Here is a 22,136-nt window from a genome sequence, read left to right as displayed (position 1 = left end):
AGCTAGGTAGTCTTTTTATATAGAAGATTGCTGCAAAAAGCCCCTGATAATGGACTTGTTTCTAAGTGTCCAGTATCAGGGGCTTAATTTAATTTTTGGGAACTACCCTATAAATTTATTAACCTTGCAGTAGAGTCAATACTTGTTGCGGCTGGGAGTTGGCTTTAGCCAGCATTGCAGTGGCTGCCTGGGTGATAACGCTTAGTTTGGTATATTCCGCCATTTCGGCAGCCATATCGGTATCGCGGATATTAGATTCGGCCGAAGTCAGGTTTTCACTTTCGGTGTCCAGATTATTGATATTGCTTTCCAGACTGTTCTGGATGGCACCAAGATTGGACCGTTCAGAAGCAATCTTACTGATGGCCTTATCGATGGTTGTGATTGCATCGGTAGCATTTTCGGCAGAGCTTAGATCAATACCGGTGTCGGAAGTACTGCCAGCTACACCCAGAGCGTTGGCGTCCATATCGTTGATGGAAATCGTCATGGTCTGATCGGAGTTGGCACCAACCTGGAAAGTCAGGGCACTGCTGTTGTCTACAGTAACCTCAGCAGTAGCAGTAGCAGTAGCAGCTAAATATTGAGCGACTGTAGTAGTACCGGGAGCAGCATCAGAAGCTGCTGCTACATCGGCTGCATTATCAAGAGTCTTAGCAGCAATGTAAGTAGCATAATTACCAGCATCAGCAGCGTCAGTACTTTCAGCAACAGCAATGGCTAATTCATTTACCGCAGCATCATACTCATCAGTATAAGCGGTAGTGGCTTGTAGAGTAGTTAATGCAGCAGTGACATCAGTGTCGGTACTACCAGATAAAGCAGTTACTGCAGTATCTAAAGCAGTCTGAGTCGCAGTGGCTGCAGCTGTTAAAGTATCAGTACCAGTAGCGTACGCAGCCATATCGGCTTTAGCAGTAGCAAGCTTTTCCAAGGTTGCATCATCACCAGTAACAGTGAGATCGAAAGCCGTTAAGGTATTCCCTTCAGCGGTAGCAGTTGCCCCGTTAATGGTACCAGTTGCGTCTGTACCGGTAACAGTAACACTTGTGGTAGTAGTGTCTGTTGTTGTATTAAACAGGCCAGTTAATGTGGCATTTGCAGCAGCTACAGTAACTGAAGAAGCACTACCATAGGTTTCGTCTTTTAATTCAATGTAGTATTGACCAGCAGTATCTGTATTCAAGGTGGCAGTTACGCCAGTAGTAGCAGTTTCGTCATTAATCTTTTCAAGAACACCCTCAATAGTATCACCAGACTCGATGGTTATTGTTGTGCCGTTAATGGTAACATCGCCGGCAAAAGCCGAGGCGTCGTCAGTTATAGATGCAATCCCAGTAGTGGATGTTGCAAGACCGGTAGTTGCCTGCGTTGCAACCGAGGTATAATTTACCGTATAGTCACCTGTTGTTGTATTATTGCCGGCAGCAGTTGAGGTAGCAACAATGGCAGATGAATTTACACCAGATACGGAGGTCGCAGAACCGCTGTTGCCATTGAGCAGCTTTATGGTGTTATATTCGGTATCATCAGAGATACGGTCGATTTCCTGACGGAGTGTGTCAACCTCATCCTGGATGGCTTGTCGGTCATCATCGGTTAAGGTATCAGAAGAAGCCTTTACAGCCAGTTCGCGCATACGTTTTAGGATCTCGTTGGTTTCGTCAAGTGCTCCATCTGCCGTCTGAGTCAGGGATATTGCGTCCTGGGAGTTGTCACTGGCCTGATTAAGACCTTCAATCTGGGCGCGCATTTTTTCGGAGATGGCCAGTCCTGCAGCATCATCAGCGGCACTGTTGATGGAATAACCGGATGACAGTTTTTCCAATGATGAATTCATGAGAGCCGAGTTTTTGTTTAAAATATTTGTGGTGTTTAAAGCAGACATATTTGTACTGATTACCATTGACATAATTATTCCTCCTTGATTTTGAAAAAAATTTAGCTTCCGTGCACCATTTTTGCATTAGATTTTTGCGCGAATGAGCGACTCCTGACGAGGAGTCAATGGTGAGAGGCCTCCTTTCCTGTTTACTTACAATAATTTTCGAGGATGAATATTGGAAAAATGTTTAGTAATTCACAAAACGACTTATTATTATCTTTTTTTTAAAAGGGGCTGTGCTGATTTTTTCCAGCACAGCCCCTTTTTTAGGTTTCAGCATAACCGCTATTTAATTTTTCTTGCAAATTAATTAATTGACCGTCGTATATTTCTCCACGGATAATATTTATAGATTTTGGCGCATCAATTGCCAGTCTTAAGTGGCCGTCATCACTTTTGACGACCTTAACCATTATGTCTTTTCCGATCATAACGTATTCGCCAGGTTTTCGTCCTAATACCAGCATAATGCTTCCACCTCGCAAATAATTATTTCCCTACAGCTTTATCCATTCGCACCAGCTTCATAGCTTGAAACCATGTATCGCGAAATTCTATCAGCAATCTTTTGGCTTCTTCCAGTTTGAGCTTATCCTTTTTTATATTGCCCTGAATTAAGCAATGTAGTATATATTCATCAATCAATATCCATTTCTGAGAAATTTCCTGTTTCATGTCCAGTGTCACCATAAATTCACGCACGATATTCTGCGCCTGCATATTCGCAGTGTGTGCCTTTTTTATATCTTTTTTTTCAATAGCCAGAATGCTCTCTGTGACAAAGCGGACAGCTCCGTTGTACAACATCAGCGTTAACTCTTCTGGCGACGCGGTCATGATTTGTTGTCTTTTATATGCATTGGCAGTATTTGCAGCATTCATGACACTTCCCCCTCGTACCTTCAGATTAATCAACATCCTGCCAACAGCAGTAGGCTATGCCTTTTTGTCCAAAAAAACGCCTATACACTCCCTTATTCTAGTCACCATATCTAAAAGTTCATGTGCAGGAACTTCTTTGAGTACTTCGTGAGTTTTACTGTCCTCAACCTGTATCATGAGCGTATTGGTTTCAGTATGCAATTCAAATCTGATATCGGTATTAATTGATTGCATAAAATTATTTAATTTTTCGGTAACATTTTCCAGCTCACTTTTACTAAACTGATTTTTATCAGCAGTGGTTCCCGGATATTGTTTATTATCTGCATCTTGTACAACACGGCTATTTGATTCATTCGTTATTATTACGTCCTGGATATTAGCTGGCTTAGTTGCCGCTACCGCTGTTGAAGATATTCTACTAGCATTACTATTAACATTTGTAATGCTCAAATCATTAACCACCTTCCGTATTTTTATAGTATTTCTCAGCCTCTTTCATTGATGAGGTGTCCCCGCGCCATACTAGCCCAGGGATTTACATACTGACTTTTGACTTGCCGCTGAATCTTGCTATTTTTTAATTCGGCGGCAATACAAGCCTTTTCGTCGATAGCTTGCTGCAACACTTGGTGGCTGCGATTTATCATTTCCTTTTGCTTATTGGTGGTATCCTGCATCATTGCTACTAACTGAGGTAGAAGCTGCCAGCTTTGATCGCTTGCTAACGCTGCATTTATAGCCACCAGTTCTTCGAGTAGCTCAGCTCTTTCTCTCAGCACGCGCTCTAGACCTTTCATCTTTCGGTTCTGGATAAAACGGCACTGGGTTTCGGTGTTGGCAGCAATTTTCTCAAGAATTTGTATCTTTTGGTTTAAGCAACAGTAAGCTTCTTCCCATTGCCCCATACTATCCACTCCTCGAAAAAGTATTATTGCCAGATCAACTACTGGTAAGTGAAGTAATGGCTGAAAGCTGTGAATTCATGGTACTAATATAAGTTTCTAATGTCGTATATTTGGCATATAGTCTCTCTTCGAATTCGTCCAGCCGGTCTTCCTCATCCTCAATTTCCTGTTCATACTTTTCAATGAGTGTGGTCAACGTGTTGTCCGTTTCGGTAGCATCATTCTCAGTACCGGCTTTTTCCAATAAAGTTCCTTTATTGCCTGCACTATCGCGAATGGTCGAAATATTTGCCTGAAGGATATCGTAAAAACGGTAGGCAATGCCTTCCTCTTTGTACCTAGTACTCAAGTCAGTTGCGTTCAAAGAGCGCATAACCGAATTATTCCCAAGTGACTTGCCAGCAACTGATGTGGTGGTAGCCGTGGAGGTAGCTGTCTGTGTAAAAAGATTCATAATGGCTTCCGGATCACTTGCAATGGCTGCTGTCAGTGCGTCTTCATCAATAGATAGCGTACCTTGCTCGTCATAGTTACCGGTGCTTATGCCGATATCGGAGAGACTGGTCGTCAAGCCGGAAATTGAATCAATCAGTGCTGTCCGTAAGTCACCTAAAATATTTTCTAAGATCGAGTCACTTTCTAGTAACCCTACTTTCGCTTTGGCTTCCCAATCCTCAATCTCATCATCGGTCATTTCTTCTTTTTGAGCGTCCGTAAGTGGCGGGTAGTCTGAATCAGCATTTTCATCCACCAAGCTATTGATGGAATCAATCAACGTATTATAAGCGTCCACGAAACTTTCGATCAGATCATAAACGCCATCAGTATCTTGCGTTACTGTTACCGTGGCAGGTTCGTCATCAGTGATAGTACCGTCATCGGCAATCGTTGCCGTTACAGCATTTGCTGTATATGTCACGCCGTCAATAGTAACAGAGTTAGTGCTACGGGTTAAAGCCTGACCGTCAATCGTTAGTTTGGCATCTAAGCCAGCAGTGGCCTCCCCTAGCAGCAATGCCGCAAAGTTACTTGTGCCCGAGTCAGCCACTACCAAAGAATTACCAGCGCCTGTCTTGTCGGCCGTCATCACCAGCTCGCCAGTAAGCGAGTCATAGGTCATTGTGACCCCTAAATCAGCATCGTTGATCTCGTCCATCATCTCATCTAGTGTATCGTCTTTGTCAAAAGATAAGGTAGTACCATTGATCGTCAATTCGACCTCTCCATCAGCAGTAAACGCCAATGCTGTAGACGAGTTTAACTGGTCGGCAATTGTTTCTAGTGTATCAGAGGTGTCCAAGCGGTTGGAAAGTATGGCATCGGTACCGAAACCGAGGTGGGTCAACCCCTTATCGCTTGAACTAGTGGCGCTGACGGTAATAGCCTGTACACCCGAGTCGACGTCAGCTGTGATTTCCAGATAGCCGCTGGCGTTTTTACTGACAGTAACTTTGTCTGACCCGACGGCTTCATCAATCGCCGCTTGCAATGATGCGAGATCAGAATCATCAGTTACAGCGCCAAGGTCAACTGTATAATCAGTACCATCTAAGGTGATAACAAAGCTTTCACCGCTAAGGCTGGTATACTCAGCCGCCGCCGACCCCTGAACCTCCTTGGAAACACTGCTGCCACTGCTAAGCGTAGCTTTCGTAGCCAGTTGAGTGACTGATACAGTATGACTCCCAGCACTAGCCGAGCTAGCGCTCGTCACTGTAACGGCACTGTCACTGCTAGTGGCAGAGTACTGTATAAAATTACTAGCTCTCATGATGCTGCTGGACGAGGTTGTACTAAAGTACGTATTGCTGAAATCTGTAAGATCAGAGGTAACGCTTTGATATGCTTCCTGGGTCCATTCTGCTGTTTGTTCCGCTTGTTGTAATTTGTTTAACTTCTTGGCCTTCTCAGCAGTCATCAGTTGCTCAACAATGCCATCCACATCTATGCCGGAAGACAAACCAGTAATCCGGGTTGTTCCATTAACCGTGCTGGTGGTTATGCTGCTGCTTGAGGACATTTACGCCGCCTCCTTTTATCATTATTACGCGATATAATCAATCAGCGACTTGGAAATTACCTTAGCCCCGACCGCAAGCGCCGCTTCATACGTATACTCAGCGCTAGATAATTCGGTAGTCGCTACTGCCGTATCGATATTCTCATTGTCTGTCAGCAGCGAACTATACGCCTCATAGGCCTCGTCCAACCGGTCAGCTACATTGGTCACACTAGACATACTCGCACCCAATGAGGCCTGAGAAGCCGTCACCCGGCCAAGAGCAGTGTTGAATTCGTCAATTAGATCGGTTATAGATAAATCAACTGTTTCAACGATCGCAGTACCTGACGAGTCAGTTCCGGTAACCGTCTTATAGCTGGTATCACCATCCAGCGCGAGCAATAGTTTTTGAATCGTATTAAAGAGATTGTCGGACCCTTCGCCGGTAACGTCTTGTCCCTCAACATTTACGGTAACTTCAGTGCCAAAATTGATATTGTAGTTAATATCCTGATCTGAGTTAGTAACAGCAGCCGCTAATGTTTTAGAAGTGGTATCAGCCTCAGCTGCCGCAGCCGTCAGGGTAGTAGCACCACCATAAGTAGTAACAGCGGTCGCTAATGTATCCGAAGTAATCTTAGCCTTAGCTGCAGCCTCAGCTAAGGCAGTGTCGGTGGAATCAGCATCAGCAGCCGCCTGAGCAGTCGTATAATCAGCCAGCGCATTCGCTGCTGCAGTTGTTAAATCGGTAGTACCGCCATAAGTAGTAATGGCTGTTGTTAAAGTATCAACATCAGTCTCAGCCTCAGCCGCCGCCGTAGTTAGATTAGTAGAACCGCCATAAGTAGTGACAGCCGCCGCTAATGTATCGGAAGTAGTCTGAGCAGAAGCGGCCTTAGCAATTAGAATAACATTAGTGGGATCAGCAGCGAGAGCGGCTTGCGCCTTGGTATTAGCAGCCAGTGCAGCATCTGCTGCATCTGTTAAAGAATCATAGACATTGCTGGCATTCGCAGCATAGAAATTTTGGATATCACTATCAGATACCTCTGCTGATATCACACCACCCAAGCTCAAATATTCTCCTTTGAAAGTCACAGTGTCACCAATGTCGGTGCTCACCACCTCATAAGGTGCCTCGCTGGTACTGTAACCGCCAAAAATATAACTACCGGAAGTATCATTATTCAAAACTGAAATAACATCTTTCAGCAATGCTTCGACTGATGTCTTAATCGATTGCAGATCCTCAGCAGTCTTAGTATCACTAGATGCAGCAGTTGCGTATTCTTTCAATTGTGAAACATAATCGCTCACTGCTGATAAAGAATCATCGGTGACCGTCTGCCAGGCGTCTGCGGCGTCAGCGTTATCCTGGTATTGCTTTATCTGGGAGACATAGCTGCGGTAGGTTACTGCCCGCGTCGCCACCTTCGAGTCATCGGAAGCCAATTGAATCTTCATATTGGACGCAACAGCCTCATTTGCTGTTGCCAGCCGACTGGCGGCAGCGCCAATATTCCTCAGAGTATTGGCTGCCATCATGCCATTAGTTACACGAAACATAAGAAACCTCCTTTCTAATCATCTACCATCGCCAGGATAGTATCATATACTTCATTCCAGGCACTCGCCATGGAGGCTGATGCGGCATACGCTGACTGATAGACAGTCAAATTAACCGTCTCCTCATCACTGGAAACCCCTGACACGGAAGACCGGCTGGTATCGATATAGGTTGCGTTAGCACTCTTACGCTCGTATGCGTTTTTCGCAGAGCCACTGTCGCCGGCGACAGTGGCGACAATCACATTGTATAAATCTGTAATTGTGGCATTTCCGGAAACATTGACATCCGAACAGATGCTGATAATATCATCAATATTTTCACTATTCCCTTCCTCGCCGTCAGACGAGGCTGTTGCAATCTTGTCAGTATCCTCTTGAATGTCTTTTGATACAGAGATATTCGCTGCAGTAATATTACTGTAGATCTCATCCATATCTGTGCCACTTGCCATCAGCTCTTCTGACGATAGGTCATCATAGGTAAAGAAACGGATATCGGTCGTATCGTCAATACCTACCCCATCAGCATGACCATTATAGGTGGTTGTGCCAGAGGTAACACCTTCATTGAAGGCCTCGGCAAAGGTCCGCGCAAATTCATCCAATTGGTTGCTATAGTAGACTACACCTTTGTTCTCCGAGCTGTTACCATCCCGTACCGCAAGGTAGCCATTGAGTGCGCCTGAATCACCTGTATCAAAATCTTCGCCGCTTTCTGCCCAGCGGATGCCGTACATGCCATACTGATCACTAGTGGCATCGGTGACCGTATAGCATTCCAGTTCGTTCGCGTCATCACCGCTTACCAATGCGACTCCATCAACAGTAATTGTATATTCGCCTTTATCGGTTTCAGTTACGCCAATACCAATCAGCCCAGAAAGTTCATCAACCAGTAAATCCTGCTGATCCTCTAAGTCATTAGTAGAAGCATCCGAGGCCGTAGCTACGGAAATCTGCTTGTTCAATGCGGCAATTTGCTCAGCATAAGAGTTGATCTGCTCCACGGTTGTGTACACATCGCTGTTGATATCGCTGCGTATCTGGGACAGCTCATCAGCGGCAGAATTAAGTGTTTCACAGAAGGTTTCAGCATCTGCCAGTACCGTAGCCCTGGTTGATTCATTGGTCGGGTCGGTAGCTAGAGTTTCCAGGTCTGTTGCAAAAGTATTCAGATCTGTAGTGATATCACTGGTAGACGTACTGCCGAAAACCTCCTCTATAGATTCCAGGTAATAGGACTGGGCTTCTAATTCACTTGCTGCGCTATTTGTCTGCCAGTACTTTTGGTCAAGTCGGAAACTCCGCACCCTATCTACAGAAGTAACCTCTACCCCAGCACCAACTAAACTGCTACTATAAACCGCCGCCGGACCAATTGATGTCTGACTCACCACTTGCCTGGAATAACCATCTGTATCTATATTGCTCATATTATTCGTGGTCACCGTCAGTCCTACCTGAGCAGCATTTAACCCTCGGCTGGTAATACTAAGTCCCGCAAAAGTTGAAGCCATTTCGCTCCCCCCCTTATTCTAATCAAATTGCATCCATCAGAGCAGCAAGCATTTCATCAATCGTATTCATAACCCTGGCACTGGCAGAATAGGCCGTTTGAAACTTGATCATGTTCGACATTTCCTCATCGATGGAAATGGCAGAAACAGCTTGTCGCTGGTTGTCTAACTGCGAGACTAGAGTTGCCTGAGTTTCATAATCACTCGCCGCGGTATCGCCGGCAGTCGCCAGCCAGGTAGTCACCGCCGCATAAAAATCGATGATATCAAGTGATGTCCCGTCGTTTTGATAGGAGGTATCACTATCAAGGTCGCAAATCGCATCAGCAATACTATTGTTACCGTCTTGATCGCTGGATGAAGTAACTACTTTGTCCGCATCCTTGACCAGTTCAGGGTTAACCTCGATATTGGTGATACTTAGCGGCTGACTGGAATCAATGGCTGTAAAAAAATCAAGACCGGCATTGCCGTCAAGGTCGACACCCGAACTGGCCAAGGAGTTAAGTTCAATGGCAAGCGTAGTAATCAAAACATTGAGAGCTTGCCGCATGGTGCTAATCGAACTAGTTGCACTTGTAGTAAAGTCATAAGGAAGATCGCTGGCGTCAATGGTTTCGTAACCGGTTTGATCTGCATCTTCCAGATAACCCTTTATACTCCCACTGCTAATATCGGCTTCGACGCCCGAATCAGCCCACTTCACTGTCAATGGATCATCGGTTGTCCCACTGCCTTCAACAACCAATGTATTCGTCTTACTACCATTCACCAGCGATACACCATCCATTGTAACTCTAAGCGTTCCATTGGTTTCAGTAACACTAATATTGGCCAAACCAGACATCTCATCTAACAGAGCATCCCGCTGATCCCGCAGGTAGCTGGCCTCGCCGCCGCCTACCTCTGCCTGAGCAATCTGCACATTCAACTCTGCAACTTGCCCGGCAAGGTCGTTAAGACTGTCCACACCATCGTTCACCCCAGTTACAGCATCTGCCTGCAGTTGCTGTAACGCCTCGTCGATAGAGGTTAGCGTGCTGAGCAAATCACCCCCAGCTGTTACCACCGCCACGCGATCACTTTCGGCAGTCGAAGATGTAGACAACGTTTCCCATGCATCGAAAAAATCAGTGATCGCCGCTTCCACACCGGAGGTGGTGGTAGTAGTATCATCGTCACTAGTAGTAACAACGTCATATTCAGTCAACAGAGTGTCGATATACTCCATATTACCGCTTTTTACCGACAAATAGGCAGAATCGGCATTTTGCGTCCGGTAAGTGCTGTCAAGATATATATCACGCGATCGCGTAATCGATGCTACGCTAACACCATTTCCCTTCGATGTCTCGCTTGACGTGACAGTGTATGAATCAGCACTGGCCACTTGCACCTTTGAAGCTCCGGTAGTATCGACGTTGGCAAGATTAGTGCTTGTTGTTGTCAGAGCGGCCTGATTCACATACATTCCCGAATAAGCGATGCTATATGTGCCGAAAGTCGACATACTTTGCCTCCCTTTACCAGATAACTGTACCGACCGCGTTGCACATACGCCGGCAGCCGGCTGTTATCATCGTTTTGCTATATTACCGGCGTTATCCCACCATATTGATAAGCGACTGCAGCATATCGTCGGAAGTGGAAATGACTTTACTATTAGCCTGATAGGCCCGCTGACTGATCATCATCGAACTAAACTGAGACGCCAAATCGACGTTGGAAAGTTCTACTGCGTAGGAGGTCATCTTACCTGAGCCGCCTTCACCAGCAACAACGGTGCGATAATCACCTGAACTGATCGTAGCAGTATAAAAATTGCCCCCGACTTTTTCCAATCCTTCCGCATTATCAAACACCGCCAGCGCAATTTGGCCTATTGACAATTTTTCTCCATTATCGTACGTACAATAAATAGTGCCATCTGAAGAAATACTATAACTTGACGCTGTTCCTGCCGAATAGCCATTGGCATCACCAGCCACTGAGTCGCTGGTATTAGAGGTTGTAATATCCGCAAAGTCCAATGCGACAGTAATTGCGTCTGTGCCAGCTGACGCCGGTGTTGTTACGGTAAGGGTCGGGGTACTATCGAAATTGGTGGTCGTTGAGGCGACAGTAAATGTCGTCGTACCCGCTTGCACACTCGTCGGTGCAGACAAGGTGATGGTTCCTGCCGTTGTCGTAAATGTAGCTGCACCATCCTTAGAACCAGTTACCGTCTTGGTCGTTCCGTCCGGATAGGTCAATGCGACATCCCAGGTGGAGCCATCTGCATTCTGTGTTACAGTAGTACTGTAAGCACCTGCTGCCGAACCGGCACCAATGCTAACATTGGAATATGCGTAGCCTGCGTCAGTGACTGCCGCCGTGCCAGATGCGACCGTAAAGGTAGATGTGCCTGTCGAAACCGCTGCTGGTGCAGACAGGGTGATGGTTCCTGATCCTGTAGTAAACGTAGCTGCGCCATCGGTTGAACTTGCTGTATAGGTATTCGTACCATCTGACAGTGTGACAGTATAGGCACCACTTGTACCCGTTACTGTCACATTATAAGTACCATCTGCCACGCCAGTCCCCACACTCACATTGGAACTGGTATAACCGGCCGTGTCCGCGACTGCTGCCGAAAGTGTGGTAGCCGAAGTAACCATCTTACCCTCTGAATCAAAAGCAACATAACCGCTGGAAGGGCTTATTGTCGCATCATCAGCACTGGCTTCCCAATACCAAGTGGTTATGTCACCTTCAACAGCGCATTTTTTCCAGTTGGTGGTAACATCATAGTCGTTACCTTGTTCATCATATATAGTAATTTCCGAGGCTGCGTCATAATCCAGATCTGTTGTGTCGCCGATAGAGGTCAGCCCAGTGGCACCTGCCGTCACGTCGGCTGAGGAGCCAAGAACCCCAGAAAAATCCGCAGAAGAAGTTTCCAGTGCAGCCAGCGTTTTCTTATTGCCGCTGTAATCATCGCTGTAAATATTAATCGGCTCTACATCACCATCGGTATTGTAAACCTTGTTGCCATCAGCATCGAGAGTATATTCCTCCCAGCCGCAAACGATATAACCATCAATATTCAGGTTACCAGAGTCGTCAACATTTAAAGTGCCAGCTCGAGAAAACTCATATTCACCAGCAGTTTCGGTCTGTACAATAAAGTAGCCTGAGCCGGTAAGAGCCACATCAGTCCAATTGCTGGATGACGAGGTGCTGCCTACGCTCAAATCAGTGTCAGTGCTGGCAATACTGACACCGAGACCAATCTGCTGGGAGTTGGTGCTGCCAGTCGTTGCGGTAGCACCGGAACCAGCGCTGATCGTCTGGCTCAACATATCACTGAAAGTAACTGTCTGTGATTTGTAGCCTGTAGTATTAACGTTGGCGATATTATTAGCGATTACGTCGAGGGCAGTCTGTTCAGTCTTGAGCCCCGAAACCGCGGAAGATAATGCGACCATCATAGCCATACAAGAAAAAACCTCCTAATTATCCATATTACTATTTCATCTGTCATTCAGAAATAGAAAATAACCTCCCTGATTGGGTCCGGTTAAAAGTAACACTTACTTAATGAGTATCTAGTATTTTCATACTAGGTTGAAGATGTAGTAGTATCTTCACTTCCCACCTTAGTAATGGAACCATAATCTACCGTTGTGCCGTCAACATTGACATATGTATTGCTGCCGGAAACCGTTACCGACAGCACCGTCCCCGTGCCTGTAACCGTTTCGCCAGAAGTGTTGGTAGTAGAATACGTAACCTCTTCTCCAATCAGACTAAACGCTGCAGAATTATTTACTGAAGTGCTGATCTCGGACAACGCGGATAACGAGCTGATTTGAGCCAGCTGAGACACATATTCGGTACCGCTGACTGGATCGTCAGGATCCTGGTATTTCAGTTCTGTAGCCAATATCTGGAGAAACTCCTCAAAATCCAAACTTGCAGAAGATGAACTGGTGGTGCTAGAGGTACTTGTTGTCGACGTAGTCGAACTAACCGATGATGTAGTACTCATATTTCTTTTTCCTCCCTTATTTTGACAAATATTTTAATTCTATGCTTAGTATCGCAAATAAATATTTATTTTTTATTAAAGAAAATTAAATAAAAGGTGTTGCCTCAAATTCTGGATTGAGACAACACCTTTTATTACCGTTTTGGTTTACTTGCTTTTGACCTAGCATCTTTTTGTTTAGTAGTCGGTAACTTAATATCTGTTATAGGTTTAGATTTAACTTTAGGTACTATTGGCCCAATAGCTGGCGGTCTATTTAGCATATTAGGTGGTACCGTAACCTTTGTTGGTTTATTCTCTGATTTACTATCTGGTGGCATAACCTTTTCTTTTGGTTTAATAGCTGCTGGCGCAGTATTGACTGGTTCAACAACTGGTTTAATATCTACTGATGTACTCTTTACTGGTTTAATCTCAACAGGAAGAAGCGGTGGTTTAATATGGGTTACGTTTGATGAGAGTGCCTTTTCTCGCAAACTTGGATTGTTTGTTATAAGAATTACTTGTGAGTGCGGGTTTGCCTTTACAATTTCAAAATATGATGCAATTACTACATCGTAATTATTATTTATGTCGAGCCATGATAGTGTTTTTTCTGTTTTTTGTAACTCATCAACAAGTTTAATTATATTGTGTTCATTAATTTTTACTCCATCAATAATATTGCCAAGCTTTGTATATTCCAAAATTTTATTTTTATGCTTATTTCTCACGGGATCATTATTTGTAATGGCTTTCTCGAGTTCATCTACTACTGTTGGCAATAACATTATTTTAAATCTGTCGATCTCCTCGAATTTCCACTTATCAATCTCCGAATTAGCAATCAGAGTACTACTATCAGGAATTATCAAGCAGTAGTCATCTGTCACTTCATATGATGTAGCTATCAAATTAAATTGTTGATCAATAGCCTTCATTGCACTATTAATCTGCTCTTCTTTATTCATTCTAAAAAGAAAACCATTTTGTTCAATGAGGTTAAACACCTTTTGGGCTGAGGTCTCCATAGCACGTTGTTGAGCACTCGACAAATCATTTGTCAAAAATCGAATCAAAGTGGTAAATCGATTATAATTATTAAGCAACTGATCTTGTATTTTTCGTCCATTATCATTCAATTCTTCCCAGTGGTAGTCACCGCCAGACATTATTATCTTCGAGTAGTTCCATCGAACAATATCAGAACACTCCATAAGATCATTCAATAATTTCTTTAAATTTAACACTTCCGTATTTATATGCTGAATTACAGATTGCACAATTTAATTCTCCTTTTAACAGCAGTTTAAAGCCCCCGCAATTATGTAGCAATCAAATAGGATTTTATCCTCAAATGATATTTAATATTATATATATAATATTAAATAATCGTTTGAAATATAAATTAAACCAGCTAGACCTTTTTCAGAAATCTAGCTGGTTTTAGGCTGCCCCTAGTAGTCCAATGTTGCCGCTGACTTAAAAGGACCGAAAACTGACGGGATTGCCTGAAGGGAAGCTGCTGTACATAATGACCATAGAATGATGCGAAAGTATTGCGCTTACATTAAAAAGCAACTTTAGCTGCTCATCTTTGGGCAGCCTTTGAGCTTAATTTGCCGCACTTAGCGCATCTTTACTTTTATGCAAACAATAACCTACGCCCCATACGGTTTTCAGATTAGATATCTTGAGTTTTTTTCGCAGGTAATGAATATACAGATTGACGGTGGTAAACTCAGCTTCAGAAAAGTATCCCCATACCTTTTGGATAATTTGCTCTTTGGTCACTACATGTCCGTAGTTACGGATTAACAGCTCCAACAATTGGGATTCCTTCAGTGTTAACTGAACTACCTCATTGCCTTTTACTACTTGGCAGCGCAGCGGGTTTAAGACAATGTCGTCGGCAGCTAATACAGTTTCCGCTAGTTCTTTGCCGCGACGACGGGTTAAGGCTCTGAGCCGCGCTAATAACTCAACCGAGTAAAAGGGCTTAATCAAGTAATCGTCAGCGCCCGCATCCAGGCCCTCGGCCCGGTCTTCAGGCGAATCCTTGGCAGTTAAGAAGATAACAGGGATATCATGGCCCAGACCGCGAAATTCCTTTAGTAAAGATACTCCATCCTGATAGGGCAGCATGCGGTCTAGCACAATAATATCATAGATACCGGTGCAGGCCATTTCCAGGCCTGTTTGGCCATCAAGCGCGGCATCCACTACGAAGCCATTCTTTTTTAATAAATGCGATAATGAGTCAACTAGTTTACTTTCGTCTTCTACGAGCAGTAGTTTCACGTAACTACACCCTTTGTAACCACAACCTTGTGAAAATTACCCATCCTTGGGTTCCATATATTCTATTCTGTCAGATAAATATTGGAAATTTATTTAGTTTAAATATTTATTTGAAAAGAATTAAGCACTAGGCTGAGAAGGAAGATGCAGGCGTCAGCTTCGCTTTTAGTTGTGCTTGGATTAATTTCTTTCAAATAAATTTCTAAAAAACCTACATTATAATGTACATAATGTCAACACGATTATCTTTGAAGAAAAACCAGTTACCTTCTTGCATATTACAATCAGGAGGTACTCATTGATGGAAACAATATTTTACCTATTGGTTGCGGCAGGATATCTCTTTTTCTTGCACCGCGTTAATAAAATACTAGACCTGAGCTAGTTTACTCGGATAACCTTCTATGTTATAACCGTAAAACAACAGCATTGAATTTTAATTAAGGCACCCAATCATCTACACTACATGATGATTGGGTGCCTTGGCTTTACCTTTATATTTATTGTTACTACTCGTATCTTAGTGCATCAATAGGGTGCAAGAGCGCTGCTTTGCGTGCAGGATAAATTCCGAAGAAAACGCCGATCATGACTGACACACCAAAGGCGGCGATAATGGCCAATGGGGAAATAACGGTATTCCAGCCGGCGACCAGCGATATCACGCGGGCTCCAGCCACTCCCAGCAAGATGCCAGCCAAACCACCGGTAACACTGATAACAATGGCCTCAATCAGAAATTGCAGCAAGACATTCCGGTAAGTGGCCCCCAAGGCCTTCCTGATACCGATCTCCCGTGTCCGCTCAGTTACTGAAACCAGCATGATATTCATAATCCCAATACCGCCGACCACCAAAGAGATAGCAGCAATGTTACCCAGTAATATCGTAATGGTGCTGGTAGTCTCGGTCATCATCGCCAACAGTGCTGTCAGATTGCGTACTGAGAAATCATTGTCGGCATTCGCCGCTAAACGGTGACGCGCCCGTAAAAGGGTAGTAATATCATTTTGGGCCTGATCAATCAGTTTCTCGCTCTCTACCTGGACACTGATGCTGTTTATGTATGTAATCCCCATCATCCGCTCTTGCGCTGTGCTTAGCGGCACAAGAACCAAGTCGTCCTGATCCTGCCCCATTGAGGATTGACCTTTGCTTGCCAGTACCCCAACGACCCGAAAGGGGGCGTTGCCCATACGGATGGTCTGACCTACCGGGCTGATATTGCCAAACAGATTGGTTGCTACTGTTTGCCCCAGTACAGCCACCCGGGCCCGGGCATTATCATCCCGACTACTAAAAAAACTGCCAGAGGCAACCTCAAAATTACGGATCGTCAAAAACTCCGGCGTAGTCCCCTGGACACTGGTTTTCCAGTTCTGATTATTATAGATAATCTGAAACTGTTGGCTGACAGCAGGTGCAACATAACTAATACCGACAATTTCGCGGGCAATGGCTTGGGCATCCTGTTTGGTCAGCGTAATATTGGAGCCTGCTGCCAGACGTACCCCGCCTGAAGGAGAATTAGCGCCAGGCATAATGATGAGCAGGTTGCTGCCCTGACTGGCAATCGAAGCTTGTACTTTTTGCTGCACACCTAAGCCAATAGACACCATGGCAATAACAGCGCCAACACCAATGATAATGCCCAGCATAGTAAGGATGGCTCGAAGCTTATTTGCTCTGAGCCCCTCGAATGCAATTAAAACACTTTCCCAAAACATGACCTCACCCCCTCTATTTCACTTTACCTCTACATGGGAGGCGGCCCTTGATTATTGTTGCTTGTTGCTGTTTTTGCCTTGGCTGCAGGCAGCACAACCTGATCGCCTTCATTTAAGCCGCTTAGGATTTCTACTTTTTCATCATCACTCAAACCGACTTTGACCAATGCCTTTTCAGATTTACCGTTCACCATCACTTGAACATACTTTTGTTCCTTTTCTTCCTTAATTGCCGCTAATGGCACCACAAGTGCATTTTTGCTCTCACCGACATTGACCGTAACCCTGGCTGTCATAGTAGGATATAATAAGCCTCCTGGCGAATCAACATCAACATAGACCGGATAATAGACCACATTCGATGAGGTGGTAGCACTCTTGGAGATACTTGTTACCTTACCGGAAAATTTTCTATCGGTATAAGAATCTACGCTGAAGGACACCGTTTGCCCAACCTTAATCCTGCCAATGTCGGTTTCATCAACAAGCACCTTAATCTGCATTTGGGACATATCGTCAATTGTCATAATAACCTGCGGCGTAGAGATACCCTGAGCTACCGTCTGGCCGGCAGGCGTAGGCTTGCCGACTACAATGCCATCAAGGGGCGCCTTGATTACATAATAGTCTAGTTGTAATGCATAATTGTTATAGGTAGCCTGGGCTACAAGATAGTTTGTACGGTCAGCTTCCAGCTGCTGAAGTGACTGTCCGCCGATATCTGCCAGTTGTTTACTCCGCTCATAGATAGAGGCATAGTTTGATAATTGGGCCTCATACTGGGCCAATTGCGCTCTGAGAGTAGAATCATCCAGCACAACTAATACCTGTCCGGCTGTTACTCTGTCATTTTCTTTTACATTCAATCGTTTGATTAGACCGGTTACGCGTGAACTGATCTCAACTGAGTTAACGGCTGAAATCGTTCCTGTAGCTGACACTGTCGCAGTAATATCACTGAGCCCTACAGTACTTGTTGTTGCCTCGGCAACAACTGCAGTGTTCCGCTTAGCAAAATAGGCTGCCCCGCCTGCTGCAGCCAGTGCCACCACAACAAGCACGATGACCCACCCTTTATATTGCTTAATTTTCTCCCAAAATCTTTGCATACCTAACCTCGTTTCTCCTCAATTGCTGTACCTATGGCTTTTTCAAGTTGGGCTTTGCTGGTATTATAGTCATATAAAGCCTTAATGTCGTTCAACTTAGCCTGGTTTAAAGCCACTACGGCGTCAAAAACGGCTAGATTTGTGCCCACGCCCACCTTGTAACGAGCCTCGGCAATTTTCAGACTCTCTTCAGCCTGCTCAACCGCTACTTTCTTGATATCAATCCGTTTTTCGGCTTCGCGCATGCTCAAGTAATACTCGCGCACCTCTAACAATACCGTGTCTCGCTGCTGTCTTGCTTGTTCCTGCACTGTGTCTAAGTTGTACTTTGACTGTTTAACCTTAGACTTGTTAAGACCTGAGTCAAATAGATTCAAGGAGGTTGTCAGCGTTGCTTGCCAATTGCTATTGTCTAGGCCAGGGAAATCTTTGTCATACCAGTTTTGGGACAGGGCAAATTCAACAGTTGGTAAGTAGCCGCTTTTGGCAATCTTGATATCTGCCTGGGCACTGGCAATTTTTGCCTGATATTCGGCGATCTCAGGCCGGTTAACTAAGGCGGTTTGAGTACAGTCTTCAAAGGTGGCAGGATAGGTTTGATACTTCAAGTCTTCTTTAAGTGTTAACTCACTGACAAGCGGGAGTCCGATGACATGATTAAGTTTGGCTACTGCCAATTGATAGTTGCTTTGAGCCTGGATAAGATCGTCCTCTGCATTGGCTAGCTCAACCTGACTTGCGAGTACGTCAGACTTGGCCACAGTCCCGATTCGGTATTGATCCTGCACATTTTTTAAGTGGGCAGCATAATTATCCACCGTTCCTTGATTTACTTTCACTTCGTTGCGATAGTGCAGCACATTGAAATAGTAGGTAGTCACAGTTTGCCTGAGCTGTTGTTTTGTCAAATCTATAGTAAGGTCAGCAACTTTAAGATCAAGTTTTGCTTGCTCGACTTGGCTTTCTAATTTTCCGCCTGAATAAATCGGAATACTGAGCGACAGCTGATTGTTAAATTTATTAGCACTGCTCTGGTTATCAGTAATCGTTACCGGTGAACTATAGCGCGTATCTGTGTGAGCAAGGCTTACATCTAAGTTTTTATTTGATTCTGCTTGTTTAACTGTCCAATATGTCTTTTCTCTGCTGGATTGAGCGATTTTTAGATCGGCGTTATTTTTTAATGCCAGAGCAATACTATCGTCTAACGATAACTCAATCGACGCAGCCATCACCGGCTGACTCAGTGCAAACACAATCCATATTGTTCCTAACAATTTGGCAATACGCCCTTTTTTATTTGGTTTCACAGGTATTCTCCTTCATGCTACTTATCCACTACCCTTAATTATGAAGGAGATTTGTTACATTTTTGTTACGAAAGTTATATTTACGCAATATTTTCCTCAGAGGAGACTTTTATGAATAAAACAGTTTTAATTGTTGATGATGAACTACGCATGAGAAAACTGGTTGCCGACTTCCTTATACGCGAAGGCTACAGCATACTTGAGGCAGATAATGGACAATTAGCTCTTGAGCTTTTGCCTAAAGAAAAGGTGGATTTGGTTATTCTTGATGTCATGATGCCAAAACTGGATGGCTTGATGGTATGCAAAGAAATCAGGAAAATCGCTAACATTCCGGTTATCATGCTGACAGCCAAGGGAGAAGAAGCCGATCAGCTTGTGGCCTTTGAGCTGGGCGCCGACGAATATGTCACCAAGCCGTTTAGTCCTAAGGTCCTGACAGCACGGGTGAATGCGCTGTTCCGGCGAGTTGATCAGGAAAACAAAGAAAAAACCGCCTTATATAGCGGCCTATTGATTGATGCAGCCGCCCGCCAAGTATTCATCGACGACCAACTGCTTGATTTGAGTCCCAAAGAATATGAACTTCTTTTTTATTTGACAAAAAACAGCGGAACCGCATTAAGTCGCCAGCAAATTCTCGACCAGGTATGGACTTATGACTACTTCGGCGACCTAAGGACTGTGGACACTCATATAAACAGGCTTAGAAATAAGCTAGGAGATAAAAGCATTCTTATACATACCATCCGGGGTTATGGTTATAGATTCGAGGAAGACAAATGAGAGTATCTATTAAAACAAGACTCTTCGTTAGTTTAAGCTGTCTTATGCTATTTTTTGTACTTATATCCTTAAGCTTGATGGGGATTGGCCTAGAAAAATTCTACACCTGGCAAAAGCAAGAGGCCTTGCTGGCAAATAGTCAAACGATAAATGACTTATACCACGGAAGCCCAGAAGAAATATCCCTGGAACTGGAGCGGGCAGCAAACACCTTAGGGGCCGGTGTCATCATCTTCGCGCCTACTGGTCCGATTAAGTATACCTCTTTCGACCGCTTCATTAATCATAGGCCGCCAGATTCTCTGCTGCTACCTAATGCAGATGCTAATTATACCCCGAAAAATCAGTTCAGAATTCCACCCAAATCAACACAATTAGTCAAAAGCAGCCAAGCGATTAATAGCCAAACTATCCTCGAGATACAGCTCGATCAGATGTTACAGATTGAGTTCATGGTTCTGGAACGCCAGCTTAAAAACGGTGATATCTTAATCATCAGACAACCGCTCGCCCCTATGTCAGAAAGCGCTGTTGCAGCAGCTCATTTTATGACCTTAACAGGAATACTGACACTATTAGCAGGATGCGGTTGGGCTTTCTTTTTTTCCAGGAAATTTACATTACCGATATTGGATCTTAATCGAATTGCCCAACGCATGTCTAAGCTTGACTTTTCGCAGAAATGTACAGTAACCCGTGGCGATGAGCTGGGCGAACTTGGCCAAAACATTAATTATTTATCTGACCAACTAGATGCTGCTATCTCTGAGCTAAACAAAAAAAATCAGCAACTAATGGCTGATGTTGAGAAAGAACGATCACTGGATCAAATGCGCAAATACTTCGTTTCCAGTGTTTCACATGAACTAAAAACCCCGATCTCGCTGATACTGGGCTATGCCGAAGGGTTGAAGGAAGATATTGCACGCGATGCGGCTAGCAAAGATTTTTATTGTTCGGTAATTATTGATGAAGCTGAAAAAATGGACAAGCTGGTCAAAGACTTGCTCAACCTTTCCCAGATTGAATCAGGACTATATCAATTAAACAGAACCGATTTTGACCTTGACCTTATGCTGAAAGATATTGCAAAAAAATACCTGACCGTTCTGGAAAAAAGAGCTATTACTCTTGAGTATGCCAGTACAGCCAGTCATTGGGTCAATGGCGATCCATTGCGCATTGAGCAGATTCTTCTCAATCTTTTTACTAACGCCATTGACCACGCTGAACTGCCATATCTCATTAAGATTACTGCTCTGAATATAGAAGATAAAATCAGAGTCTTTGTCTATAACTCCGGCCAACCAATACCGGAAGAAAGCCTTGAGAAAATATGGTTAAGTTTCTATAAAGTAGACGATGCCCGCACTAGAGAATATGGCAGATACGGGTTAGGCCTATCTATTGTGCGGGCTATCCAGGAACTACATGGCAATGGTTATGGAGTTGAAAATGGTGAAGGCGGTGTTATGTTTTGGTTTGACCTCACCGAAGCCAATAAAATTTGAACCGTCATATGTCCCCCCCATGCAGAACTCCAGCAGCCTTCCGCCACTTTTTTTCACTACCACGTCCATGGATCACGGGGAATTTGAACAGCAAATTTTCCGCCGCTTATTTCTAAATCAGTGCCAGGTCCAGAATGCACCCACAAACGCATAGATGGCAGCCTGGCTTACGCACAATAGCACCATTGAGGCCATTAGATTAGTAGTCATAAGAGAATATCTTTTTACAATAATCAAGGCAAACTAAAAGGACTGAATCCTATGCAATACAGGATTCAATCCTCATTATCAGCTTAATTATATTGTCTAACTTTTGGAGTCACATCAAGATTTGAGACAGCAAAATGCACCTCCAGCAGTTGGGGTACTCTGAACGGTCTAAGCTTTTTCGCTATATATAATAAGAAAAGACTTGGCTTGTGCCAAGTCCTTCAGGACGCCGGCAGAAGCCTTAGTCGTTCTTATGTCAACAGAATTGCGTTATAAATTCTGGTAGACCAAAAAAGCACTCACTTTCGTGAGTACTTTACTAACCAGCAACTTCCTAATCTCCCAGGCCGTTTCCAGCCAAGTACCTTCGGCGTTTATCAGCGTTCTGTTTATGTACTTTATCTTAATTC

General features: G+C 44.2%; 18 protein-coding genes. 2 read left to right on the top strand and 16 right to left on the bottom strand.

Annotation, left to right across the window (positions count from 1 at the left end):
• Positions 1-118: 118 nt before the first annotated feature.
• From B9A22_RS21100 to B9A22_RS21025, 16 genes are all read right to left on the bottom strand, one after another.
• The gene (locus tag B9A22_RS21100) at positions 119-1,912 is read right to left on the bottom strand and encodes a flagellin N-terminal helical domain-containing protein (protein ID WP_084577928.1); all 1,794 of its coding nucleotides are present in this window, start codon (positions 1,910-1,912) and stop codon (positions 119-121) included.
• 239 nt (positions 1,913-2,151) lie between these two features.
• Positions 2,152-2,352, bottom strand: coding sequence for a carbon storage regulator (locus tag B9A22_RS21095; protein WP_084577927.1), 201 nt, complete (start codon positions 2,350-2,352; stop codon positions 2,152-2,154).
• A 22-nt stretch (positions 2,353-2,374) separates the two neighbouring features.
• Positions 2,375-2,767: a flagellar export chaperone FliS gene (gene fliS, locus B9A22_RS21090; protein WP_084577926.1), complete on the bottom strand. Its 393-nt coding sequence runs from the start codon at positions 2,765-2,767 to the stop codon at positions 2,375-2,377.
• 54 nt (positions 2,768-2,821) lie between these two features.
• A complete protein-coding gene (locus B9A22_RS21085) occupies positions 2,822-3,220 on the bottom strand; it encodes a flagellar protein FlaG (RefSeq protein ID WP_176215635.1) in 399 nt (132 codons plus the stop codon).
• A 35-nt stretch (positions 3,221-3,255) separates the two neighbouring features.
• Positions 3,256-3,675: a hypothetical protein gene (locus B9A22_RS21080; protein ID WP_084577924.1), complete on the bottom strand. Its 420-nt coding sequence runs from the start codon at positions 3,673-3,675 to the stop codon at positions 3,256-3,258.
• A gap of 34 nt (positions 3,676-3,709) precedes the next feature.
• On the bottom strand, positions 3,710-5,695 hold the full coding sequence (gene fliD / locus B9A22_RS21075) for a flagellar filament capping protein FliD (RefSeq protein ID WP_084577923.1): 1,986 nt from the start codon (positions 5,693-5,695) through the stop codon (positions 3,710-3,712).
• A 24-nt stretch (positions 5,696-5,719) separates the two neighbouring features.
• On the bottom strand, positions 5,720-7,243 hold the full coding sequence (locus B9A22_RS21070; protein ID WP_084577922.1) for a flagellin N-terminal helical domain-containing protein: 1,524 nt from the start codon (positions 7,241-7,243) through the stop codon (positions 5,720-5,722).
• A gap of 14 nt (positions 7,244-7,257) precedes the next feature.
• Positions 7,258-8,763: a flagellar hook-associated protein FlgK gene (gene flgK, locus B9A22_RS21065; RefSeq protein ID WP_084577921.1), complete on the bottom strand. Its 1,506-nt coding sequence runs from the start codon at positions 8,761-8,763 to the stop codon at positions 7,258-7,260.
• A gap of 22 nt (positions 8,764-8,785) precedes the next feature.
• Positions 8,786-10,273 (bottom strand): flagellar hook-associated protein FlgK, encoded by a 1,488-nt coding sequence (gene flgK, locus B9A22_RS21060; protein ID WP_084577920.1) that lies wholly within the window; start codon positions 10,271-10,273, stop codon positions 8,786-8,788.
• Positions 10,274-10,364: 91 nt separating this feature from the next.
• Positions 10,365-12,239, bottom strand: a complete 1,875-nt coding sequence (locus B9A22_RS21055; RefSeq protein ID WP_084577919.1) for a flagellar hook-basal body complex protein — start codon at positions 12,237-12,239, stop codon at positions 10,365-10,367.
• A gap of 125 nt (positions 12,240-12,364) precedes the next feature.
• Positions 12,365-12,793 (bottom strand): flagellar hook capping FlgD N-terminal domain-containing protein, encoded by a 429-nt coding sequence (locus B9A22_RS21050; RefSeq protein WP_084577918.1) that lies wholly within the window; start codon positions 12,791-12,793, stop codon positions 12,365-12,367.
• A gap of 134 nt (positions 12,794-12,927) precedes the next feature.
• On the bottom strand, positions 12,928-14,055 hold the full coding sequence (locus tag B9A22_RS21045) for a PIN domain-containing protein (RefSeq protein WP_084577917.1): 1,128 nt from the start codon (positions 14,053-14,055) through the stop codon (positions 12,928-12,930).
• A 331-nt stretch (positions 14,056-14,386) separates the two neighbouring features.
• A complete protein-coding gene (locus tag B9A22_RS21040; protein ID WP_084577916.1) occupies positions 14,387-15,073 on the bottom strand; it encodes a response regulator transcription factor in 687 nt (228 codons plus the stop codon).
• A gap of 509 nt (positions 15,074-15,582) precedes the next feature.
• Positions 15,583-16,800, bottom strand: a complete 1,218-nt coding sequence (locus tag B9A22_RS21035; protein WP_084577915.1) for an ABC transporter permease — start codon at positions 16,798-16,800, stop codon at positions 15,583-15,585.
• Between the two features lie 29 nt (positions 16,801-16,829).
• A complete protein-coding gene (locus B9A22_RS21030) occupies positions 16,830-17,909 on the bottom strand; it encodes an efflux RND transporter periplasmic adaptor subunit (RefSeq protein WP_084577914.1) in 1,080 nt (359 codons plus the stop codon).
• Positions 17,910-17,911: 2 nt separating this feature from the next.
• Positions 17,912-19,219, bottom strand: a complete 1,308-nt coding sequence (locus tag B9A22_RS21025) for a TolC family protein (RefSeq protein WP_245824088.1) — start codon at positions 19,217-19,219, stop codon at positions 17,912-17,914.
• A 111-nt stretch (positions 19,220-19,330) separates the two neighbouring features.
• Here B9A22_RS21025 and B9A22_RS21020 point away from each other — a divergent pair, with 111 nt between their 5' ends.
• A complete protein-coding gene (locus tag B9A22_RS21020; protein ID WP_084577913.1) occupies positions 19,331-20,005 on the top strand; it encodes a response regulator transcription factor in 675 nt (224 codons plus the stop codon).
• A gap of 44 nt (positions 20,006-20,049) precedes the next feature.
• Positions 20,050-21,516 (top strand): sensor histidine kinase, encoded by a 1,467-nt coding sequence (locus B9A22_RS21015; RefSeq protein ID WP_245824087.1) that lies wholly within the window; start codon positions 20,050-20,052, stop codon positions 21,514-21,516.
• Positions 21,517-22,136 lie beyond the last annotated feature (620 nt).

This window comes from Sporomusa malonica, from assembly GCF_900176355.1.
In the GTDB taxonomy this organism is placed as follows: Bacteria; Bacillota; Negativicutes; order Sporomusales; family Sporomusaceae; genus Sporomusa; species Sporomusa malonica.
The sequence above is the reverse complement of the archived record's forward strand: the minus strand, read 5'-3'. Positions and strand labels throughout refer to the sequence as shown.

Excerpts from the sequence above, each read along its gene's own strand:
- B9A22_RS21100 (WP_084577928.1), bottom strand. The coding sequence starts at position 1,912 with ATGTCAATGGTAATCAGTACAAATATGTCTGCTTTAAACACCACAAAT.
- B9A22_RS21095 (WP_084577927.1), bottom strand. The coding sequence starts at position 2,352 with ATGCTGGTATTAGGACGAAAACCTGGCGAATACGTTATGATCGGAAAA.
- fliS (WP_084577926.1), bottom strand. The coding sequence starts at position 2,767 with ATGAATGCTGCAAATACTGCCAATGCATATAAAAGACAACAAATCATG.
- B9A22_RS21080 (WP_084577924.1), bottom strand. The coding sequence starts at position 3,675 with ATGGGGCAATGGGAAGAAGCTTACTGTTGCTTAAACCAAAAGATACAA.
- fliD (WP_084577923.1), bottom strand. The coding sequence starts at position 5,695 with ATGTCCTCAAGCAGCAGCATAACCACCAGCACGGTTAATGGAACAACC.
- B9A22_RS21070 (WP_084577922.1), bottom strand. The coding sequence starts at position 7,243 with ATGTTTCGTGTAACTAATGGCATGATGGCAGCCAATACTCTGAGGAAT.
- flgK (WP_084577921.1), bottom strand. The coding sequence starts at position 8,763 with ATGGCTTCAACTTTTGCGGGACTTAGTATTACCAGCCGAGGGTTAAAT.
- flgK (WP_084577920.1), bottom strand. The coding sequence starts at position 10,273 with ATGTCGACTTTCGGCACATATAGCATCGCTTATTCGGGAATGTATGTG.
- B9A22_RS21055 (WP_084577919.1), bottom strand. The coding sequence starts at position 12,239 with ATGGCTATGATGGTCGCATTATCTTCCGCGGTTTCGGGGCTCAAGACT.
- B9A22_RS21050 (WP_084577918.1), bottom strand. The coding sequence starts at position 12,793 with ATGAGTACTACATCATCGGTTAGTTCGACTACGTCGACAACAAGTACC.
- B9A22_RS21035 (WP_084577915.1), bottom strand. The coding sequence starts at position 16,800 with ATGTTTTGGGAAAGTGTTTTAATTGCATTCGAGGGGCTCAGAGCAAAT.
- B9A22_RS21030 (WP_084577914.1), bottom strand. The coding sequence starts at position 17,909 with ATGCAAAGATTTTGGGAGAAAATTAAGCAATATAAAGGGTGGGTCATC.
- B9A22_RS21020 (WP_084577913.1), top strand. The coding sequence starts at position 19,331 with ATGAATAAAACAGTTTTAATTGTTGATGATGAACTACGCATGAGAAAA.
- B9A22_RS21015 (WP_245824087.1), top strand. The coding sequence starts at position 20,050 with ATGCTATTTTTTGTACTTATATCCTTAAGCTTGATGGGGATTGGCCTA.